General features: G+C 70.3%; 17 protein-coding genes and 2 rRNA genes (1 of these 19 running past the window's edge). 16 read left to right on the forward strand and 3 right to left on the reverse strand.

Annotation, left to right across the window (positions count from 1 at the left end; all coding sequences use genetic code 11):
* The 11 genes from HB370_RS22995 to HB370_RS23045 form a co-directional block, all read left to right on the forward strand.
* Nucleotides 1–2,557 (forward strand): 23S ribosomal RNA (locus HB370_RS22995); it begins 566 nt to the left of the window's first position.
* Nucleotides 2,558–2,639: 82 nt separating this feature from the next.
* Nucleotides 2,640–2,756 (forward strand): 5S ribosomal RNA (gene rrf, locus HB370_RS23000).
* Between the two features lie 87 nt (nt 2,757–2,843).
* A complete protein-coding gene (locus HB370_RS23005; protein WP_030794523.1) occupies nt 2,844–3,488 on the forward strand; it encodes an HAD family hydrolase in 645 nt (214 codons plus the stop codon).
* Between the two features lie 92 nt (nt 3,489–3,580).
* A complete protein-coding gene (locus HB370_RS23010; RefSeq protein ID WP_030794526.1) occupies nt 3,581–4,294 on the forward strand; it encodes a VC0807 family protein in 714 nt (237 codons plus the stop codon).
* An 86-nt stretch (nt 4,295–4,380) separates the two neighbouring features.
* Nucleotides 4,381–5,613, forward strand: coding sequence for an MFS transporter (locus tag HB370_RS23015; RefSeq protein WP_030794528.1), 1,233 nt, complete (start codon nt 4,381–4,383; stop codon nt 5,611–5,613).
* Nucleotides 5,564–6,736 carry an acetoin utilization protein AcuC gene (locus tag HB370_RS23020; RefSeq protein WP_030794531.1) on the forward strand — a complete coding sequence of 391 codons (1,173 nt, stop codon included), beginning with the start codon at nt 5,564–5,566 and terminating at the stop codon, nt 6,734–6,736. Before HB370_RS23015 ends, HB370_RS23020 begins: the two co-directional genes overlap by 50 nt.
* A gap of 388 nt (nt 6,737–7,124) precedes the next feature.
* Nucleotides 7,125–7,940, forward strand: coding sequence for a phosphatase (locus HB370_RS23025; protein ID WP_030794535.1), 816 nt, complete (start codon nt 7,125–7,127; stop codon nt 7,938–7,940).
* Nucleotides 7,941–8,068: 128 nt separating this feature from the next.
* Nucleotides 8,069–8,281 (forward strand): helix-turn-helix domain-containing protein, encoded by a 213-nt coding sequence (locus HB370_RS23030; protein ID WP_121791081.1) that lies wholly within the window; start codon nt 8,069–8,071, stop codon nt 8,279–8,281.
* 136 nt (nt 8,282–8,417) lie between these two features.
* Nucleotides 8,418–8,516, forward strand: a complete 99-nt coding sequence (locus tag HB370_RS23035) for an AURKAIP1/COX24 domain-containing protein (protein ID WP_003948845.1) — start codon at nt 8,418–8,420, stop codon at nt 8,514–8,516.
* Nucleotides 8,517–8,743: 227 nt separating this feature from the next.
* The gene (locus HB370_RS23040) at nt 8,744–9,805 is read left to right on the forward strand and encodes an NAD-dependent epimerase/dehydratase family protein (RefSeq protein WP_030794540.1); all 1,062 of its coding nucleotides are present in this window, start codon (nt 8,744–8,746) and stop codon (nt 9,803–9,805) included.
* A 12-nt stretch (nt 9,806–9,817) separates the two neighbouring features.
* On the forward strand, nt 9,818–10,873 hold the full coding sequence (locus HB370_RS23045; RefSeq protein WP_030794542.1) for a lysophospholipid acyltransferase family protein: 1,056 nt from the start codon (nt 9,818–9,820) through the stop codon (nt 10,871–10,873).
* 91 nt (nt 10,874–10,964) lie between these two features.
* Here HB370_RS23045 and HB370_RS23050 read toward each other — a convergent pair whose 3' ends face one another.
* From HB370_RS23050 to HB370_RS23060, 3 genes are all read right to left on the reverse strand, one after another.
* Nucleotides 10,965–12,203 (reverse strand): DUF5667 domain-containing protein, encoded by a 1,239-nt coding sequence (locus HB370_RS23050; protein ID WP_030794544.1) that lies wholly within the window; start codon nt 12,201–12,203, stop codon nt 10,965–10,967.
* A gap of 235 nt (nt 12,204–12,438) precedes the next feature.
* Nucleotides 12,439–13,218 carry an ECF subfamily RNA polymerase sigma factor, BldN family gene (locus HB370_RS23055; protein WP_030794547.1) on the reverse strand — a complete coding sequence of 260 codons (780 nt, stop codon included), beginning with the start codon at nt 13,216–13,218 and terminating at the stop codon, nt 12,439–12,441.
* A 326-nt stretch (nt 13,219–13,544) separates the two neighbouring features.
* Nucleotides 13,545–14,459, reverse strand: a complete 915-nt coding sequence (locus HB370_RS23060; protein WP_078637853.1) for an HAD-IB family hydrolase — start codon at nt 14,457–14,459, stop codon at nt 13,545–13,547.
* A 93-nt stretch (nt 14,460–14,552) separates the two neighbouring features.
* Between HB370_RS23060 and HB370_RS23065 the strand changes: the two genes are divergently transcribed.
* From HB370_RS23065 to HB370_RS23085, 5 genes are all read left to right on the forward strand, one after another.
* Entirely contained in the window at nt 14,553–14,834 is a 282-nt protein-coding gene (locus HB370_RS23065; RefSeq protein ID WP_106980825.1) for a glutaredoxin family protein, read from the forward strand.
* 280 nt (nt 14,835–15,114) lie between these two features.
* Entirely contained in the window at nt 15,115–15,879 is a 765-nt protein-coding gene (locus HB370_RS23070; protein ID WP_030794556.1) for a redox-sensing transcriptional repressor Rex, read from the forward strand.
* Nucleotides 15,876–17,561 (forward strand): glutamyl-tRNA reductase, encoded by a 1,686-nt coding sequence (locus HB370_RS23075; protein ID WP_030794559.1) that lies wholly within the window; start codon nt 15,876–15,878, stop codon nt 17,559–17,561. The genes HB370_RS23070 and HB370_RS23075 overlap by 4 nt, the downstream gene beginning before the upstream one ends.
* Nucleotides 17,558–18,517 (forward strand): hydroxymethylbilane synthase, encoded by a 960-nt coding sequence (gene hemC, locus HB370_RS23080; RefSeq protein WP_030794562.1) that lies wholly within the window; start codon nt 17,558–17,560, stop codon nt 18,515–18,517. The genes HB370_RS23075 and hemC overlap by 4 nt, the downstream gene beginning before the upstream one ends.
* A complete protein-coding gene (locus tag HB370_RS23085) occupies nt 18,514–20,226 on the forward strand; it encodes a bifunctional uroporphyrinogen-III C-methyltransferase/uroporphyrinogen-III synthase (protein WP_030794565.1) in 1,713 nt (570 codons plus the stop codon). The genes hemC and HB370_RS23085 overlap by 4 nt, the downstream gene beginning before the upstream one ends.
* Nucleotides 20,227–20,338 lie beyond the last annotated feature (112 nt).

The following is a 20,338-nucleotide window of genomic DNA, read 5'->3' on the forward strand; positions in this document are numbered from 1 at the left end:
AGTACCGCGGGAGCGGAGTGAAATAGTACCTGAAACCGTGTGCCTACAAGCCGTGGGAGCGTCGGAACGAGGCTTGCCTTGTTCTCGTGACTGCGTGCCTTTTGAAGAATGAGCCTGCGAGTTTGCGGTGTGTTGCGAGGTTAACCCGGGTGGGGAAGCCGTAGCGAAAGCGAGTCCGAATAGGGCGATTTTAGTAGCACGCTCAAGACCCGAAGCGGAGTGATCTAGCCATGGGCAGGTTGAAGCGGAGGTAAGACTTCGTGGAGGACCGAACCCACCAGGGTTGAAAACCTGGGGGATGACCTGTGGTTAGGGGTGAAAGGCCAATCAAACTCCGTGATAGCTGGTTCTCCCCGAAATGCATTTAGGTGCAGCGTCGTGTGTTTCTTGCCGGAGGTAGAGCACTGGATAGGCGATGGGCCCTACCGGGTTACTGACCTTAGCCAAACTCCGAATGCCGGTAAGTGAGAGCGCGGCAGTGAGACTGTGGGGGATAAGCTCCATGGTCGAGAGGGAAACAGCCCAGAGCATCGACTAAGGCCCCTAAGCGTACGCTAAGTGGGAAAGGATGTGGAGTCGCAGAGACAACCAGGAGGTTGGCTTAGAAGCAGCCACCCTTGAAAGAGTGCGTAATAGCTCACTGGTCTAGTGATTCCGCGCCGACAATGTAGCGGGGCTCAAGCGTACCGCCGAAGTCGTGTCATTGCAGCATGTACTCCCAACGGAGGCTGTGATGGGTAGGGGAGCGTCGTCTGCCGGGTGAAGCGGCACTGGAAGGTAGTCGTGGACGGTTGACGAGTGAGAATGCAGGCATGAGTAGCGATACAAACGTGAGAAACGTTTGCGCCGATTGACTAAGGGTTCCTGGGTCAAGCTGATCTGCCCAGGGTAAGTCGGGACCTAAGGCGAGGCCGACAGGCGTAGTCGATGGATAACCGGTTGATATTCCGGTACCCGCTGTGAAGCGTCAAACATCGAGCATCGTGATGCTAAGGCCGTGAAGCCGTTCCGGACCCTTCGGGGAATGGAAAGTGGTGGAGCCGCCGGACCAAGCGGTTAGTAGGTGAGTGATGGGGTGACGCAGGAAGGTAGTCCATCCCGGGCGGTGGTTGTCCCGGGGTAAGGGTGTAGGACGCAAGGTAGGCAAATCCGCCTTGCACATAGTCTGAGACCTGATGCCGAGCCGATTGTGGTGAAGTGGATGATCCTATGCTGTCGAGAAAAGCCTCTAGCGAGTTTCATGGCGGCCCGTACCCTAAACCGACTCAGGTGGTCAGGTAGAGAATACCGAGGCGTTCGGGTGAACTATGGTTAAGGAACTCGGCAAAATGCCCCCGTAACTTCGGGAGAAGGGGGGCCACACCTGGTGATGAGCTTTACGCTCTGAGCTGGGGGTGGCCGCAGAGACCAGCGAGAAGCGACTGTTTACTAAAAACACAGGTCCGTGCGAAGCCGTAAGGCGATGTATACGGACTGACGCCTGCCCGGTGCTGGAACGTTAAGGGGACCGGTTAGCTCACTTTCGGGTGGGCGAAGCTGAGAACTTAAGCGCCAGTAAACGGCGGTGGTAACTATAACCATCCTAAGGTAGCGAAATTCCTTGTCGGGTAAGTTCCGACCTGCACGAATGGCGTAACGACTTCTCGACTGTCTCAACCATAGGCCCGGTGAAATTGCACTACGAGTAAAGATGCTCGTTTCGCGCAGCAGGACGGAAAGACCCCGGGACCTTTACTACAGTTTGATATTGGTGTTCGGTTCGGCTTGTGTAGGATAGCTGGGAGACTGTGAAGCTCGCACGCCAGTGTGGGTGGAGTCGTCGTTGAAATACCAGTCTGGTCGTGCTGGATGTCTAACCTGGGTCCGTGATCCGGATCAGGGACAGTGTCTGATGGGTAGTTTAACTGGGGCGGTTGCCTCCTAAAGGGTAACGGAGGCGCCCAAAGGTTCCCTCAGCCTGGTTGGCAATCAGGTGTTGAGTGTAAGTGCACAAGGGAGCTTGACTGTGAGACCGACGGGTCGAGCAGGGACGAAAGTCGGGACTAGTGATCCGGCGGTGGCTTGTGGAAGCGCCGTCGCTCAACGGATAAAAGGTACCCCGGGGATAACAGGCTGATCTTCCCCAAGAGTCCATATCGACGGGATGGTTTGGCACCTCGATGTCGGCTCGTCGCATCCTGGGGCTGGAGTCGGTCCCAAGGGTTGGGCTGTTCGCCCATTAAAGCGGTACGCGAGCTGGGTTTAGAACGTCGTGAGACAGTTCGGTCCCTATCCGCTGTGCGCGTAGGAGTCTTGAGAAGGGCTGTCCCTAGTACGAGAGGACCGGGACGGACGAACCTCTGGTGTGCCAGTTGTTCTGCCAAGGGCATGGCTGGTTGGCTACGTTCGGGAGGGATAACCGCTGAAAGCATCTAAGCGGGAAGCCTGCTTCGAGATGAGGACTCCCACCCACTTGATGGGGTAAGGCTCCCAGTAGACGACTGGGTTGATAGGCCGGATCTGGAAGCACGGTAACGTGTGGAGGTGACCGGTACTAATAGGCCGAGGGCTTGTCCTCAGTTGCTCGCGTCCACTGTGTTGGTTCTGAAACCACGAACAGCCCCGCTTTTTAAGCGGTCTGGTTGATTGTTTCATAGTGTTTCGGTGGTCATAGCGTGAGGGAAACGCCCGGTTACATTCCGAACCCGGAAGCTAAGCCTCACAGCGCCGATGGTACTGCAGGGGGGACCCTGTGGGAGAGTAGGACGCCGCCGAACAATTTTTGGGAAAACCCCCGCACCTCACGGTGCGGGGGTTTTCTGCGTTATGGGCCTGTTCACGACGGGTCCATTAGGGTCGACGGCATGCGCTATGACCTCGTCATCTTCGACAACGACGGTGTCCTCGTGGACAGCGAGCCCATGTCCAACCGGCTCCTGGCCAGCTATCTCACCGAGCTCGGGCACCCGACGTCGTACGAGGACTCCGTCCGCGACTACATGGGCTCGGCGATGCACCGTGTCCACGACCTGGTGCTGGAGCGCACGGGCCGGCGGCTGCCGGAGGACTTCGACGAGGTCTTCCACGCGCGGGTGTTCGCCGCGTTCGAGCGGGAGTTGCGGGCCGTGCCCGGGGTGACGGACGTACTGGAGAAGCTGGCCGCGGACGGGGTGCCGTACTGCGTGGCCTCCTCCGGGAGCCACGAGCGGATACGGGTGGGGCACCGCACGACCGGGCTCGACCGGTGGTTCACCGACGAGCGGATCTTCAGCTCCGAGGACGTCGGGCGGGGCAAGCCGGCGCCGGACCTGTTCCTGTACGCGGCCGAGCGGATGGGAGTGGCCCCCGGGCGGTGCGTGGTCGTGGAGGACTCCCCGCTGGGCGTCCAGGCGGCCGTGGCGGCCGGGATGGACGTGTACGGGTTCACCGCGATGACACCGCCGGAGCGGCTCGAGGGCGCCGGTCGACTCTTCGCGGACATGAGCGAGTTGGCCGGCCTGCTGGTGTGACCCGGGACCGGGGCCCGGGCTGACATTTGTCATGCGGAGCCGCGGACGATCGTTTCTACTGCCGGACCCCGCCCGAAGGCGATGCTGAGGGCATGACGAAGACCACGGGGAACCAGGACGGCACGCCGAGCGCGTTGGACCACTTCAAGCCACTGCTCATCGACGTGGCGGTGCCGCTCGGCTCGTACTACCTCTTCAAGGAAGCCTTCGGGATGAGCACCTTCGCGGCGCTCGCCTGGAGCAGCGTGGTACCGGCCGTGCGGACCGTGTGGGCCCTGGTGAACGAACGCCGTACCAATGCGCTGGCCGTCCTGATCCTCGCCGTCAACGTCGTCTCGCTGTTGCTGAGTTTCGTCTCCGGCGACCCGCGGCTGATGCTCGCCAAGGACAGCGGGGTCAGCAGCACGGTGGCCATCGGCATCCTGGTCTCCGTCGGGCTGGGGAAGCCGATGATGACCGAGGCCATGAAGCCCTTCCTCGTGAAGGGCGACCCGGCCAGGGAAGCCGCCTTCCGGCGACTGGTGTCCGGGGCCGCGGCCGGGTCCGCCGCCTTCCGGCGCAAGGAGCGGGTGTTCTCCGTGGTGTGGGGGCTGGTCCTGCTGATCGAGTGCGTGGTGCGAGCAGTGGGCGCCTACACCGTGCCGGTGGACACCATGGTGTGGCTGGGCCCGGTCCTCCTGGTCGCGGCCATGGCGATCGGCTTCCTGCTCAGCGGCGGCCTGGCCGCCGGACCGATGGAGGACATGCTCACGGCCGAGGTGGAGGCCGGCCGGGTCGAGCGTCCGGCGGTGGCCGCCGCAGCCTGACTCCACCGCGGAACCGGTGGAGCTGAGGGAAATTCACCTTTGGCTGGATCTACCCACGGATACCCAGGGGCCCTACCCTCGCCGCCATGACCGATGTGCTGCGGCGCGGCCGGGCCTCGCTGGCGTTCGCCTTCTTCGCGCAGGGCGCCGCCTTCGCCCTGCTGGTCACGCGCATCCCGGCCGTCCAGGACCGGTACGGCGTCTCCGACGCGCTGCTCCCCGTCTTCCTGGCCGCCGTACCGGTCCTCGCCGGGGCCGGCAGCGTGGCCACCGAGCGGCTGGTGAAGCGGGTCCGGCCGAGCCGGGTGCTGCGCTGGTCCCAGCCGGTGGTGCTGCTGGCCCTGCTCGGGGCCGGTGCGGGCGGATCCGGGCAGGTGGCCGTGCTGGCGGTGGCACTGGGCGTCTTCGGCCTGGCGGTGGGCGCGCTGGACGCGTCCATGAACATGCTCGGGGTCAGCCTCCAGCGGTCGTACGGGCGCAGCATCATGCTGGGTTTCCACGCCGTGTACAGCCTGGGCGGGATCGTGGGGGCCTCGCTGGCCTGGGTCGGGGCGCACTGGCAGCTCGCGCTGTGGGTGTCGTACCTGCCGGTGGTGGCCGTGCTGCTGCCGGCGGTGCTGCTGGGGAGCCGGTGGTACGTCGACGGGGAGCCGGCGCCGGAGGGTGAGGCCCGGGGAGCCGGCGGTGGGGTCGGCTTCAAGTTGCTGTTGCCGCTGTGTCTGGTGATGACCTTCGCCTACATCGGGGACTCCACCGTCTCCAACTGGAGCGCGAAGTACCTGAAGGACGTGCTGGGCGGCTCGGAGCAGCTCGCGACCGTGCCGTACAACGTGTACATGGTGACCACGCTGGCCGGGCGGGCCGTCGGGGACCTCGGGGTGCGGCGGTTCGGGGCGGTGGCGGTCGTCCGGCTCGGGTCGCTGGTCGCGGCCGGCGGGTTCGCGGTGGTGGCGCTGGCGTCCGGCCCGTGGGTGGGGATGCTCGGGTTCACGCTGCTGGGCCTGGGGCTGTGCGTGCTCGTGCCGCAGACCTTCGCGGCGGCCGGGCGGCGCGCTTTCGAGCAGCACGGTCCGGGGGCCTCGGACGCGGCGATCGCGCGGCTGAACATCTTCAACTACGTGGGTTTCCTGATCGGTTCGCCGTTGGTGGGCGCCCTGGGGGACGCCTGGAGCTACCGGGGCGCGATGCTCGTACCGATGGTGTTGGTGCTGGTGACCCTGGGGTACGCCAGGTCGTTCGCGGCTCAACCGGACCGATACGGTGGCGGGCATGAGCGGCCGCGCACAGCTGATGTGGGACGAGGCAGTAACGGGCTATGACTTCGGTCCGAGCCATCCGATGGATCCGGTCCGGCTGGAGCTGACCCGCCGGCTGGTCGGCGCCTTCGGGCTCGACCGGGAACTGGCGGTCGTCGCGGCCAAACCGGCCGGCGAGTCGACGCTGAAGCTGGTCCACCGGGAGGACTACATCGACGCGGTGAAGACCGCGTCGGCGGACCCGGCGGGGGCCGACGGGTCGTACGGGCTCGGCACGCTCGACGATCCGGCGTTCGCCGGGATGCACGAGGTGTCCGCGCTGATCGCGGGCCAGTCCGTGGGGGCCGCCGAGGCGGTGTGGCGGGGGGACGCCGAGCACGCGGTGAACTTCGCGGGCGGGCTGCACCACGCGATGCCGGGCGGCGCGTCGGGGTTCTGCGTGTACAACGACGCGGCGCTCGCGATCGCGCGGCTGCTGGAGCTGGGCGCCGAGCGGGTCGCCTACGTGGACGTCGACGTGCACCACGGGGACGGGGTGCAGGCCGCGTTCTGGGAGGACCCGCGGGTGCTGACGATCTCGCTGCACGAGCACCCCGGCACGCTGTTCCCGGGGACCGGGTGGCCGCAGGAGACGGGCGCGGGCGCGGGGGAGGGCGCCGCGGTGAACGTGGCGCTGCCCGCCGGCACGGGCGACGCGGGGTGGCTGCGGGCGTTCCACGCCGTGGTGCCGGAACTGCTCGCCGGCTTCCGGCCGCAGGTCCTGGTCTCCCAGCACGGCGCCGACACCCACTTCGAGGACCCGCTCGCGCACCTGGCGGTCTCGCTGGACGCGCAGCGGGCGGTGCAGCTGGCGTGCCACGAGCTGGCGCACGCGCACGCGGACGGCAAGTGGGTCGCGCTCGGCGGGGGCGGATACGCGGTCGTCGACGTCGTACCGCGCTCGTGGACGCACCTGGTCGGGATCGTGGCGGGCCGGCCGGTCGCGCCGGAGACGGAGATCCCCGAGGGCTGGCGGCAGGACGTGTTCGCCCGGACCCGGCAGCTCGGGCCGCGGCGGATGACGGACGGACGGTGGCCGGTGGAGTACGGCGACTGGGAGGCGGGATACGACCCCGCCGACCGGCTCGACCAGGCCGTACTGGCCACCCGCCGGGCGGCGTTCCCACTGCGGGGCCTGCTGCCGTAGCACCGCCTGCCCCGGCCCGGCCGGCCGACGGTGCCACCCGCCGCCCGCCGGTCGTCGCTCGCCGCCTGTCGCTCGTTGTCTGCCGTCTGCCGTCTGCCGTCTGCCGTCTGCCGCTCGCCGTCCGCTGCTCACTGTCCCCGCTCGCTGTCTGCCGTCCCCGCTCGCCGCCCGTCCTCCGCCGCTGGGCGCTCGTCGTCCGCCGCCCGGCGGCCAAGCCCCGGCGGCGTGAGACTGCCCGCGGCCACGCAGGCTGCCGTAAGACCGTCGGCGCGCACAGGCAGCCCGTAAGACGGCCTCCGCCCTCGCCCGCGGACGGGCCGTTAGGCCATCCGCGCGAATCCCGCTGTTTCCGCCCCGCCGTCGGCCCCGATGGGCCACCATCGCATCCGTGTCCTCCCCCGCCCGGCTCCGCGCCCACCTGGTGGCCGCCGGGCTGGCCGGGGTGGTGGCGACCTCGCGGGAGGAAAGCCTGCGCAGTTACCGGCTGTTCGCGGCCCGGGATCCGCGCGTGCTGATCGGGATCGATCCCGAGGGCGCCTGGGAGTTCCCCGACCTGCTCGCGCTGATGGCGCGCACGTGCGGGGTCTCGGCCGACCCGTGCCACACGAGTGGGCCGGACGTGATCGATCCGGAGCGGACGCTCGCCGCGCTGGACGCCTTCGCCGGGCGGATCCGTCAGGCGGCCCGGCGCGGCGCGCCCGTGCTGCTGGGCACCGGGCACCCGCGGCGGCTGCTCGGTTTCTACGCCGGTCTGGCGGACGCGCTGTCAACGGCGGGATGTGAGGTCCTCACTCCGGCGCAGGGTCGTTGTGTCGACATATTGACCCGGTTCGGTCTACGTCCGCATCGCCTCGACTACGTACGAGGGGTTGCCCTGATGCGGGAACCGGCGAGCGGGCGCCCCGGTTGTGAGCCGGGTGCCCACAGCCACTCACCGCTGCCGGTTCGGGTCGCGCTGGAGGCCGCCGCACAGGCCGGCGGGCCGCTCCCCGAGCTGGTGATCGGAGATCACGGATGGGTCTGCGGCGCAGGTCAGCTGGGGTTCGAGGCCATCGGGCTGGCCGACACCGACGACCCGGCGCCGTTCGTCGGCGAGGCCGAGGGGAGGGTGGCCGTCGTCGTTCCGGTTGATGACGCAGTCCGGTCTGGTCACTACCGGCCGCTGGCCCGCTACGTGCTCAATCGGGCCTGTCTGTCACAGTAGCCGCTGATGGGTGCACCTCTTCCCCACTCGCATCACCCGCCCCTAGTCTGGGGAGTGAGCACGCAACGACGAAGAGTCACCGGAAGGGGAAGCCGGTGGCCGTCGAGTGCGGAAGGTTCAGGTGTGTCATGGCTGCAGCTGGCGAGAGGCCTCTGAACGAGGTTCAGTTCCTTACCGTGGCGGAAGTCGCCTCGGTGATGCGAGTGTCCAAGATGACCGTGTACCGCCTGGTGCACAGCGGTCATCTGCCCGCGATCCGGGTGGGGCGGTCCTTCCGCGTCCCGGAGCAAGCGGTACACGAGTACCTCCGCGACAGCTATGTGGGGGTGGAGACGGCCTGACGGCGACCCCCGGGTGACCGGGGGAGACCCCCTCGATTACGACCTCGGCGCTCGGTTGGGTAGGCTAGCCCCTCGTAGGTCGTGTGGGCCCATGGCGCCCAAACAACCGAGTGATGAGAAGTGAGCGAGGGTAGTCGTGGGCTCTGTTATCAAGAAGCGGCGCAAGCGGATGGCCAAGAAGAAGCACCGCAAGCTGCTCAAGCGCACGCGCGTTCAGCGTCGCAACAAGAAGTAAGCGGTTCCCCGCGCAAGCGGGTGTCCGTGAGCGACGCCGCGAGAGCGTGACGTCTGTGGCCCCCCACCAGCAGTGGTGGGGGGCCACAGGCATGTTCCGGGCATGTGCCGGACGGGGAAATTCCGTCCCCCCGCGCACCTGGGGTCCTGCCACCGCACCGCCGACCGGCTAGGTTGGCCGTGCAGGGGAAGGCGGGACACCGGATACGCGGGAGGGAGGCGGCGATCGTGGGAAGGGTCGTGCTCGTCACCGGGGTGGCCCGGCAGCTGGGCGGCCGGTTCGTGCGGCGGATCCAGCGGGACCCGGAGGTGGACCGGGTGATCGCCGTGGACGCCGTGCCGCCCGAGCACCATCTGGGCGGCGCCGACTTCGTCCAGACCGACATCCGGCAGCCGACCATCGCCCGCGTGCTCGCCGAGACCGGCGCCGACACGGTGGTCCACCTGGACGTGACCGGCACCGCGCTGGGCGGCGGCAGCCGGGCCACGGTCAAGGAGACCAATGTCATCGGCACCATGCAGCTGCTCGGCGCCTGCCAGAAGGCACCGGCCGTGCGCCGGCTGGTGGTGAAGTCCAGCACGAACGTCTACGGCTCGGCGCCGCGCGACCCGGCCGTGTTCACCGAGACGACCCCGCCCAAGTCGCTTCCGAGCGGCGGTTTCGCCAAGGACACCGTCGAGGTGGAGGGGTATGTGCGCGGGTTCGCGCGGCGGCGGCCGGACGTCGCCGTGTGCGTGCTGCGGTTCGCCAACATCCTCGGCCCCACCGTGGACACCCCGCTCGCCTCCTACTTCTCGCTGCCCGTCCTGCCGACCGTGTTCGGCTACGACCCGCGGCTGCAGTTCGTGCACGAGGACGACGTCGTCGAGGTGCTGCGGATCGCCTCGCACGAGCCGCGCCGGTCCACCCTCAACAGCGGCACCTTCAACATCGCCGGGGACGGCGTGCTGTTGCTGTCGCAGTGCTCCCGGCGGCTGGGCCGGCCCACCGTGCCGCTGCTGCTGCCCGCGGTCACCTGGGCCGGGTCCCTGGTGCGTACGCTCGGTATGACGGACTTCTCACCGGAGCAGATCCGGCTGCTCACCCACGGGCGGGTGGTGGACACCGGCCAGATGCGCGAGACGCTGGGCTTCACCCCCCGCTACACGACGGCCGAGACGTTCGCGGACTTCGCGCACGCGCTGGGCCCGGGGCTGCTGCCGCCTCAGGCCCTCGCCGGGGCCGTCGACCGGGTCGCCGCGCTGTCCGCGAGGGCGGTCGGCCACCCCCAGACGCACAGCGCCAACTGAGGAGCGGCAACTATGGCGGACGCCAAGGTCATTCCGTTCGACGACGACCGGTCCCGGGGGAGCGCCGCACAGCGCCAGGCGCGCCGCCGCGGCGGGGGCGGCCGGCGTGGCGCGCTCGGGGAACCGGGCGAGATGGGCGCGGTCCAGCCGCTGCCGGGCCGCGAGTGGGCAGGGGAGGACGAGCCGGTGGAGCCGCCGAGGACCGACGGGCAGGACGACGGGCGGGGCGGCGGCCTGGAGCGGCGGGTGGCGGCCGGGCTGGCCTTCCTGCGGCGCCGGCTCACCGGGGACTACGAGGTCGACGACTTCGGCTACGACGAGGAGCTGACCGACCAGGTCCTGATGTCGCTGCTGCGGCCGGTGTACGAGAAGTACTTCCGGGTCGAGGTGAAGGGCATCGAGAACATCCCGGCCGAGGGCGGGGCGCTGATCGTCGCCAACCACTCCGGGACACTGCCGCTGGACGGCCTGATGATGCAGGTCGCGGTGCACGACCACCATCCCGCCGGCCGGCACCTGCGGCTGCTGGCGGCCGACCTGGTCTTCGTGCTGCCGGTGGTCAACGAGCTGGCCCGCAAGCTGGGCCACACCCTCGCCTGCGCGGAGGACGCGGAGCGGCTGCTGGGCCAGGGCGAGCTGGTCGGGGTGATGCCGGAGGGCTTCAAGGGCATCGGGAAGCCTTTCGGCGAGCGCTACAAGCTCCAGCGGTTCGGCCGGGGCGGCTTCGTCTCCACGGCGCTGCGCCAAGGGGTGCCGATCATCCCGTGCTCGATCGTCGGGGCGGAGGAGATCTACCCGATGATCGGCAATGCCAAGACGGTGGCCCGGGTGCTGGGCATCCCGTACTTCCCGCTGACGCCGACGTTTCCCTGGCTGGGGCCGCTGGGGGCGATCCCGCTGCCGACGAAGTGGACGATCCAGTTCGGCGAGCCGATCCCGACGGACGGCTATCCGCCGGAGGCCGCCGAGGACCCGATGCTGATGTTCAACCTGACCGACCAGGTGCGCGAGCAGATCCAGCACACGCTGTACAAGCTGCTGGTGCAGCGGCGGTCGGTGTTCTTCTGAGCGTTCTCCCGCGCGCTGCGCCGGGGGGTGTATGGCCGTGGGGGCGCCCCTGCTCGGAAAGAGGCGCCCCCACGGCCGTGGCCGTACCGGGCTAGTCCGCGTCCTGGCCGTCGATGCCGAGGTCGGGGAGCAGGTCCGGGATGAGCGGCGGGATGGTGACGTCCGGCTGGGCCGACGGCGACTTGCCGGCGGACGGGGAGCTGCCGGTGGTGCCGCTCTTCGGCGGGTCGAGCAGGCCGCCGGTGTCGCCGCCGAGGAGGCCCTCGCCGCCGCTGCCGGTGGCCGGGTCGCTCGGCGTGTCGGTGCCGGAGTGCCGGCCGGGGGACGGGGTGTGGTGGCCGGTGGAGCCGGGCGGGGCCGACCGGTCGGTGCCGGAGGAGCCGGGGGACGCCGGTCCGGAGCCGCCCCGGTGCCTGCCCTCGCCGGGCCGGGCCGGCTGCTGCGGGAGCAGCGACTGGAGCGGGGCGACCTCTTCGTCTATGGCGTCGAAGACCGAGGACACCTCCTGTTTGACGTCGCCGAGCTGGACGGGGAGCTTGTCGCTGAGCGTGCTCCACGCCTGGCGGTGGGACCGGGAGAAGGCGTCCAGCGCCTGGATGGGGCCCAGGGAGTCAGGGTCGGCCTGGTAGGCCGCGTGCAGCAGCCGGTGGCCCTCGGTGACGTCGTGCCGCATTCCGGACAGGGTGCGGCGGATCTCGCCGATGGACTCGTGGTCCAGGTGGCCGCCCCGGCCGCGCTCCAGCAGCCGGCGGACCTCGCCGAGCCGGGTGGATGCCTGGTCGAGGTAGGTCTGGCCGCGCTGGTCGTCGCCGTCGGTCAGGTAGTTGAGCTTGAAATCCTCGATGCCGCGCTTCAGCCCGTACAGCGAGTCGCCGGGCAGGGCGTCGGAGCTGGCGGCGGCGACCCCGCCGAAGGCCCCGGCGGCCACGCCGACGCTGAGCCCGCCGGCCGCGAGGCCCTTGGTCAGCCTGGTGCGCGGGCGGAACTTGCCGAGCGGGCTCGCCCGGTGCTCGCCCCTCGCCCGGTGGGAACGCTGTTCCGGTACCGACGTGTCCGCCGCCCCGGTCCCCTCCTGGAGCATGGCCTCCATCGCGGCCACCAGCTGGGCCCGCTGGACGGCCTTGACCTCCGGGTCGAGCTGCGGCCTGGGCAGTGCGCCGAGACCCGCCGCCAGGGCCAGCAGCTCGCCCTGTCCGGTCGGTTCCTCGGCGGTCGGCGGGGAACCCGCCGGGTCTTCGGACTGCTCGGCCGCCGTGTCCCGGTCGGACTGCTCCTCCAGGGCCTGGGCGAAGGCGTTCGCCCGCCGGTGCGCCGATACGTTCGCGATCACTGGCGGCACCTCCTCTCGTCATGACGGTCGACTCCCCAGGGGGTCCTGAGGGTTGCACGCCCACGGCCGGGCCCCGGATCGGGTGATCAGGGAGGGCCGGGACGTGACCACAGGGAGCCTGTATCCCGCACAACGACTGGCGCGGCACTTGGGTTACGGACGGCGGGCGGGCGGTTCGGAAAGGCAACACGCCTTTACGGAGGGTGAGTTGGGTGTAGCGGACCGTCGCCCCGCTTCAGCGGGCGTCGTCGGGCAGCAGCCGGGCGAGGGTCCGCACGGCGCGGTACTGGAGGGTCTTGATGGCGCCCTCGTTCTTGCCCATGACACGGGCGGTCTCGGCGACGGAGAGGCCCTGGAGGAAGCGGAGCGTCACGCACTCCTGCTGCTGCGGGTTGAGCCGCCGTACGGCGTCCAGCAGGGCGGCGTTGGACAGGGATTCCAGGACGGAGTCCTCGGGGGAGCGCTCGACCTCGTTGGCGTCGAGCATCTCGCCGGTGGTGACCTCCAGGCGGAAGCGGCTGGACTTGAAGTGGTCGGCGACCAGGTTCCGGGCGATGGTGACCAGCCAGGCGCCGAAGTCGCGGCCCTGCCAGGTGAAGGTGCCGATCCTGCGCAGTGCCCGCAGAAAGGTCTCGCTGGTGAGGTCCTCGGCGGTGGCCCGGCCGCCGACGCGGTAGTAGATGTACCGGTAGACGGTGTCGCTGTACTGGTCGTAGAGGCGCCCGAAGGCCTCGGCCTCGCCGGACTGGGCGCGTTCGACGAGGTCCATCATGCGGGCGCTGTCGCTGTCGGCGGCCGGCCGGCGGGCGGTGGCCGCGCCGGTGGCGCGGCCCCGTCTGCCGACGGCGGCGCCGCCGTCGGCCAGTGCGTAGCACGGGCCAGCGGGCGCGGCGGCTGCGAAGGCGGGGACGGCGTACGCGGTGGGGACGAAGCCGCGCAGTGTTTCCTTGACCGTCGCGACCGTTGCGCGCAGCGTAGCCAGGCCCGAGGCGTCAACCCCGACGTGTGGGTACACGGGACTCCCAGAGGCAGAGCTTCCATCACGTGCAGTGCGGGACCGTTCACCCGTCGTAGCGACGGAGGGGTTCCGGTTTGCGTCTGAGGAGAATAACGCTTCGTACAGGCACCGCTACACCGAGTTGCTCAAATCGTCGTTTGCGTCGCTTCTGTTGCCGTTTGATGCCCGATCAAGTTCATGAATTTGATCGGTTGTTGAACGAAAAGAGACGTGTTTCGGTGAAGTACGAGACGTGTTGAAATGAGCGCGGCACAATCGTGCGCGCGGACGGGAGCTGTGCGGATGGGAGCTGTGCGGCCGGGAACTGTGCGGCCGGTCCGCGGCTACCGGCGGCGCCGGCTCAGGGCGATCGCGGCCGCGGTGCCGCCGGCGACCGCGCCGACGCCCGCGGCGGCCGGGATGCCGACCTTCGCCGCCTTGCGCCCGGTGCGGTAGTCCCGCAGCCGCCAGTCCTGCTCGCGGGCGTGCCGGCGCAGCTTCGCGTCCGGGTTGATGGCGTAGGGGTGGCCGACCAGGGAGAGCATCGGGATGTCGTTGTGGCTGTCGCTGTAGGCCGCGCAGCGGGAGAGGTCCAGCCCCTCGGCGGCGGCCAGCGCGCGCACCGCCTCCGCCTTGGCCGGCCCGTGCAGGGGCTCGCCGACCAGCCGTCCGGTGTAGACGCCGTCGACCGACTCGGCCACCGTGCCGAGGGCGCCGGTCAGGCCGAGGCGGCGCGCGATCACCTGGGCGATCTCCACCGGGGCGGCGGTGACCAGCCACACCTTCTGGCCCGCGTCCAGGTGGGCCTGGGCCAGGGCGCGGGTGCCGGGCCAGATGCGGTCGGCCATGTACTCGTCGTAGATCTCCTCGCCGATCGACTCCAGCTCGGCGACCCGGTGGCCCTTGACGATCGACAGCGCCGAGTCGCGGGCGTCCTGCATGTGCTCGGGGTCCTCGACGCCGGCCAGCCGGAACCACGCCTGCTGCCAGGCGAACCGGGCCAGGTCGCGGGTCTCGAAGAACTTCCGCTTGTACAGCCCGCGGCCGAAGTGGAAGAGCGCGGCGCCCTGCATCACCGTGTTGTCCAGGTCGAAGAAGGCGGCGGCCTTGTCGTCGCCGATCACCGGGAATTCCGGTTCCTCGGGCGTGGCGGTCTCCTGCGAGGACTTGCGGGCGGCCTCCGCCGAAGCCTCGCCTGCCAACACGCTCCGCGCCGTGGCGGAGCGCCTACGGGGAGTGAGCCATCCGAGAGCGGCCATGACGCGAGCATAGCCACTGTGTCCGAAGGTTCCGGAGTCGAGAGGTTGGCGTGGTGTGAACGCCGGGCGAAGGGGGAGCCGGGGCGCGCGAGAATGGCCGGTATGAGTCCGCTCTTCCGACGCAAGGCAGAGCCGCGAGCGCGGCTGGTGACCCTCATCCGCAAGCCCGGCTGTCATCTGTGCGACGACGCGCAGGTGGTGGTCGAGAAGGTGTGCGGCGACCTCGGAGTGCCATGGGAGGCCGAGGACATCACCCAGGACCGGGAACTCCACGACCGCTACTGGGAGCAGATCCCCGTGGTCCTGGTCGACGGTGAGCAGCACACCTTCTGGCGCGTGAACGAGGAGCGGCTGCGCCGGGCACTGACCGACTAGTCCAAAGCGACCGGAAAGTCGCTTAGGATCGACGGCGGTTTGGTCTCGGGGGCGGGATTCGTGAGGAGTGTGTGCGGTTTTGCCCCCAGTAACGAAGGAACGGCGGCGCGTGTGCGCTGGTTCCCGCTCCGGGCGTGAAAATGGCGTGACCCCGGTCACTTCTGCCGGGCAAATCGGACACCATCTTTGTGCACGCGTTCACAAAGACATAGCCTGCTGTCGACGGGGCGGTCTGGGGACGTGTGACCGCCTACAGCCCCGCTCTACCCGCAGGAGCACCGTGGCAACTGGCCGAACACACCGACCGGCGACCCGTAGCCGAGGGATTCCCGAGGCCACCGTCGCCCGGCTTCCGCTGTACCTCCGAGCGCTGACCGCACTGTCGGAGCGCTCGGTACCCACGGTCTCCTCCGAGGAGCTGGCCGCGGCGGCGGGGGTCAACTCCGCCAAGCTGCGCAAGGATTTCTCGTACCTGGGCTCCTACGGAACGCGTGGCGTCGGCTACGACGTGGAGTATCTCGTCTACCAGATCTCCCGCGAACTCGGCCTGACCCAGGACTGGCCGGTTGTGATCGTCGGCATCGGCAATCTCGGCGCCGCCCTGGCCAACTACGGCGGCTTCGCCTCCCGTGGCTTCCGGGTCGCCGCGCTGATCGACGCCGACCCGGCCATGGCCGGCAAGCCGGTCGCGGGCATCCCGGTGCGGCACACCGACGACCTCGAGAAGATCATCAAGGACAACGGGGTCTCCATCGGTGTGATCGCCACCCCGGCGGGCGCCGCCCAGCAGGTCTGCGACCGGCTCGTGGCCGCCGGCGTGACCTCCATCCTGAACTTCGCGCCGACCGTGCTGTCCGTCCCGGACGGCGTGGACGTGCGCAAGGTCGACCTCTCCATCGAGCTGCAGATCCTCGCCTTCCACGAGCAGCGCAAGGCCGGCGAGGAGACCCCCGCGGGCGACGGCGCCCTGCCCGCCGCCACCCCCCGCGCGGCCTCCGCCGACCAGGGACCCGACGGGGACGTCCCCGCCGTGATGCCGGCATGAGCCTCCTCGTCGTAGGTCTCAGCCACCGCAGTGCCCCGGTCAGCGTGCTGGAGCGGGCCGCGCTGAGCGCGGACGCCCAGACCAAGCTGCTCCAGGACACGGTCGCCGCCGAGCCCGCCACCGAGGCCGCGGTGCTCGCCACCTGCAACCGCATCGAGCTGTACGCCGACGTGGACAAGTTCCACGCCGGTGTCGCCGAGCTGTCCACGCTGCTCGCCCAGCACAGCGGGGTCGGCCTCGAGGAACTGACGCCGTACCTCTACGTGCACTACGAGGACCGGGCCGTCCACCACCTGTTCTCGGTGGCCTGCGGACTGGACTCGATGGTCGTCGGCGAGGGCCAGATCCTCGGTCAGATCAAGGACTCCCTGGCCCGCGCCCAGGAGCTGCAGACCGCCGGCAAGCTGCTGAACGAGCTGTTCCAGCAGGCCCTGCGGGTCGGCAAGCGCGCCCACTCCGAGACCGGCATCGACCGCGCCGGCCAGTCCCTGGTCACCTTCGGCCTGGAGCAGCTGGCCGTGGGCGCGGCCGTGCCCGACTGGGCCCGTGGCAAGAAGGCCCTGGTCATCGGTGCCGGATCGATGTCGTCGCTGGCCGCCGCCACGCTGGCGCGCGCCGGGGTCGCCGAGGTCGTCGTCGCCAACCGCACCTTCGAGCGCGCCGAGCGGCTCGCCCGGATCCTGCTGGAGGCCGACGACAACACGGTCACCGCCCGCGCGGTGCCCATGGACGCGGTCGCCGACGAGCTGACCCGTGCCGACGTCGTCGTCTCCTGTACCGGGGCGACGGGCCTGGTGCTCACGGCGGAGGCGGTCGCGCACGCGGTCGAGGGCCGCACCGGGCACCCCGTCGCCGAGACCGGCTTCACGGCCGTGAAACCGGCGGCCCCGCAGCGCCCCACCGGCCTCGGCGCCGACGACAACTGCCCGCTGGACCTGGCCGCCGTACAGCCCGGCTTCTCCGTCATGGGCGAGGCCGCCGTGGCCGGCATGGACGCGGCCACCCTGGAGCAGCACGCGGCCTGGGTCGCCGGCGGCAGCACGGTCGACCGCCGCGAGCGGCGCAGCCCCGAGGCGGACGCCGAGCTGATCACCGCGCTCGCCGCGACCGCCGCCACCGTCGGCCGGATCCCCGAGCGGCGCAAGCCGGAGCCGGTGGCCGAGCGCCCCGCGCCCTTCTTCTTCCTGCTCGACCTGGCCATGCCCCGCGACATCGACGCGGCCGTGCACCGGCTGGCCGGGGTCCGCCTGGTGGACATCGAGTCGCTCGCGGAGGCCTCCGCCGACGCGCCGATGGCCGCCGACGTGGACCAGGTCCGGCGCATCGTCGCCGACGAGGTCGCGGCCTTCGGCGCGGCCCTGCGCGCGGCGCACATCACCCCGACCGTGGTCGCGCTGCGCACCATGGCCGCCGACGTGGTCGCCAGCGAGCTGGCCCGCCTCCACGGCCGTCTGCCCGACCTGGACGAGCGCCAGCGCGGCGAGATCCGGCAGACCGTGCACCGGGTCGTCGACAAGCTGCTGCACGCGCCGACCGTACGGGTCAAGCAGCTCGCGGCCGAGCCCGGCGGCGCCGGGTACGCGGACGCGCTGCGCACCCTGTTCGACCTCGACCCCGAGACGGCTGCCGTCGTGTCCGGAGCCGGGGACAGCACGCGGAACAAGAACCGAGGGCCAGCATGAGTGAGAAGGCACTGCGGCTGGGGACCAGGCGGAGCAAGCTCGCCATGGCCCAGTCCGGTCAGGTGGCCGAGACCGTCCGCGAGGTGACCGGCCGGCCCGTCGAGCTGGTCGAGATCACCACGTACGGCGATGTGTCCCGGGAGGCGCTGGCGCAGATCGGCGGCACCGGTGTGTTCGTCACCGCGCTGCGGGACGCGCTGCTCAAGGGCGAGGTCGACTTCGCGGTTCATTCGCTCAAGGACCTCCCGACCGCGCAGCCCGAGGAACTGGTCCTGGCGGCCGTACCGGAGCGCGAGGACCCGCGGGACGTCATCGTGGCGCGCGACGCGCTGAAGTTCACCGACCTGCCGCGCGGCGCGCGCATCGGCACCGGCGCGCCGCGCCGCATGGCGCAGCTGAACGCGTACGCCCGCGCGCACGGACTGGACATAGAGACGGTCCCGATACGCGGCAACGTCGACACCCGCATCGGGTACGTCCGCGACGGCGAGCTGGACGCGGTCGTACTGGCCGCCGCCGGCCTCAACCGGATCGGCCGCGTCGGCGAGGTGACCGACTTCCTGTCGGTCGACACGGTTCTGCCCGCCCCCGGCCAGGGGGCCCTGGCGATCGAGTGTGCCGCGGACAACGCGGAACTGATCGCCGCGCTCGGTGAGCTGGACGACCCGTTCACGCGGGCCGCCGTCACCGCCGAGCGGTCACTGCTCGCCGCCCTGGAGGCCGGTTGCAGCGCACCCGTGGGAGCGCTGGCCGACCTTCTGGCCGACGGGCAGATTGTCAAGGAAATGCGCCTGCGCGGCGTCGTCGGCACGACCGACGGCACCCGCATGGTGCAGCTGTCCACCACCGGTCCCGTGCCCCAGACGCACGACCAGGCGTGGGCACTCGGTCGCGAACTCGCCACCGAGATGCTCGCCCAGGGCGCGGCCGGTCTGATGGGGGAGCGAGCACATTGAGCCCCACCGCCCTTCCTGCCGCCGGTCCGGAACACGGGCACGTCACCTTCCTAGGTGCCGGACCCGGGGATCCGGGACTGCTGACTCTGCGCGCCGTGGAGGCGCTGTCGAACGCGGACGTCCTGGTCGCCGAGCACGAGGTGCTCGACGTCATCCGGACGCACGCCCGACAGGGCGTCTCCGTCGTGCAGACGGACGCCGATGCCTCTTCGGTCTCGCCGCCGGGCACGGGCACGCCCCAGCTGACGGTAGTTGACGGCACGTCAACACCCGCCGCTGTCCCGGGCGGTGCCCCGGATGCCGCTCATCTTGTCATGGAGGCCGCGCGGGGCGGCAGGCGGGTCGTCCGTGCGGTGTCCGGGGATCCGGGACTGGACACGTGCGCGGCGGAGGAGATGCTCGCGTGCGCCGCGGCCGGGGTGCCCTTCGAGGTCGTCCCCGGGGTCGCGGCGGCGGTCGGCGTGCCCGCGTACGCCGGTGTGCCGCTGCGGGACGCCGACGGCGCGGACGTCCGCTTCGTGGACGCCCGGACCGCCTCCGACCGCTGCTGGTCCGAGGTCGGCACCTCCGACAGCACGGTGGTCGTCTCCACGACGCTGGACTCCGTGGCCGGCGCGGCGGCCGAGCTGGTCTCGGCGGGCCGCAAGCCGGACACCCCGCTGTCGGTGACGATCGCCGGTACGACGACCCGCCAGCGCACCTGGACGGCGACGCTCGGCACGATCGCGCAGACGCTGAAGCAGGCCAAGGTGCTGCCGTCGCCGGACGGCGGCCGGCCGGTGATAGCCGTGGTCGGCGAGCGTTCCGCCGCGGCCCGCCGCGACCAGCTGTCGTGGTTCGAGTCCAAGCCGCTGTTCGGCTGGAAGGTGCTCGTGCCGCGGACCAAGGAGCAGGCGGCCTCGCTCTCCGACCAGCTGCGCTCCTACGGCGCGGTGCCGCACGAGGTCCCGACGATCGCGGTGGAGCCGCCGCGCACCCCGCAGCAGATGGAGCGGGCGGTCAAGGGCCTGGTCACCGGCCGGTACGAGTGGATCGCGTTCACGTCGGTCAACGCGGTCAAGGCGGTCCGGGAGAAGTTCGAGGAGTACGGCCTCGACGCGCGTGCCTTCGCGGGCATCAAGGTGGCCGCGGTGGGCGAGCAGACCGCCAAGGCGCTGGTCGCCTTCGGCGTGAAGCCGGACCTGGTGCCGAGCGGTGAGCAGTCGGCGGCCGGCCTCCTGGAGGACTGGCCTCCCTACGACCCGGTGTTCGACCCGATCGACCGCGTCTTCCTGCCGCGCGCCGACATCGCCACCGAGACCCTGGTGGCCGGGCTGATCGACCTGGGCTGGGAGGTGGACGACGTCACGGCCTACCGCACCGTGCGCGCCTCGCCGCCGCCGGCGGAGACCCGTGAGGCGATCAAGGGCGGCGGCTTCGACGCGGTCCTGTTCACCTCCTCCTCCACGGTCCGCAACCTGGTCGGCATCGCGGGCAAGCCGCACAACGTGACGGTGATCGCCTGCATCGGACCGGCCACGGCCAAGACCGCCGAGGAACACGGCCTGCGCGTCGACGTCATGGCCCCCGAGCCGTCCGTCCACAAGCTGGCGGAGGCCCTGGCCGACTTCGGCATGAAGCGGCGCGCCGCCGCGCTGGAGGCGGGCGACCCGGTCACCCGCCCGAGCGAACGCCGCCCGGGCGCACGCAGGCGCCGGTCGACGACCTGAGACAAGCACGGCCGGGGGCCGGCGGGCACGTCCCGCCGGCCCCCGGCCGTCTCGTTTCCGGGCCGACTCGGCGTCGGCAAAGGCATGGGTGGGGCGGGCGTAGCGTAGATGG

Source organism: Streptomyces sp. DSM 40868 (assembly GCF_011820545.1).
In the GTDB taxonomy this organism is placed as follows: domain Bacteria; phylum Actinomycetota; class Actinomycetes; order Streptomycetales; family Streptomycetaceae; genus Streptomyces; species Streptomyces eurythermus.

Coding starts and splice junctions, on each gene's coding strand:
- HB370_RS23065 (WP_106980825.1), top strand. CDS start 14,553: ATGGCCGGTATGAGTCCGCTCTTCCGACGCAAGGCAGAGCCGCGAGCG.
- HB370_RS23020 (WP_030794531.1), top strand. CDS start 5,564: ATGAGCGGCCGCGCACAGCTGATGTGGGACGAGGCAGTAACGGGCTAT.
- hemC (WP_030794562.1), top strand. CDS start 17,558: ATGAGTGAGAAGGCACTGCGGCTGGGGACCAGGCGGAGCAAGCTCGCC.
- HB370_RS23045 (WP_030794542.1), top strand. CDS start 9,818: ATGGCGGACGCCAAGGTCATTCCGTTCGACGACGACCGGTCCCGGGGG.
- HB370_RS23030 (WP_121791081.1), top strand. CDS start 8,069: ATGGCTGCAGCTGGCGAGAGGCCTCTGAACGAGGTTCAGTTCCTTACC.
- HB370_RS23015 (WP_030794528.1), top strand. CDS start 4,381: ATGACCGATGTGCTGCGGCGCGGCCGGGCCTCGCTGGCGTTCGCCTTC.
- HB370_RS23010 (WP_030794526.1), top strand. CDS start 3,581: ATGACGAAGACCACGGGGAACCAGGACGGCACGCCGAGCGCGTTGGAC.
- HB370_RS23060 (WP_078637853.1), bottom strand. CDS start 14,459: ATGGCCGCTCTCGGATGGCTCACTCCCCGTAGGCGCTCCGCCACGGCG.
- HB370_RS23005 (WP_030794523.1), top strand. CDS start 2,844: ATGCGCTATGACCTCGTCATCTTCGACAACGACGGTGTCCTCGTGGAC.
- HB370_RS23075 (WP_030794559.1), top strand. CDS start 15,876: ATGAGCCTCCTCGTCGTAGGTCTCAGCCACCGCAGTGCCCCGGTCAGC.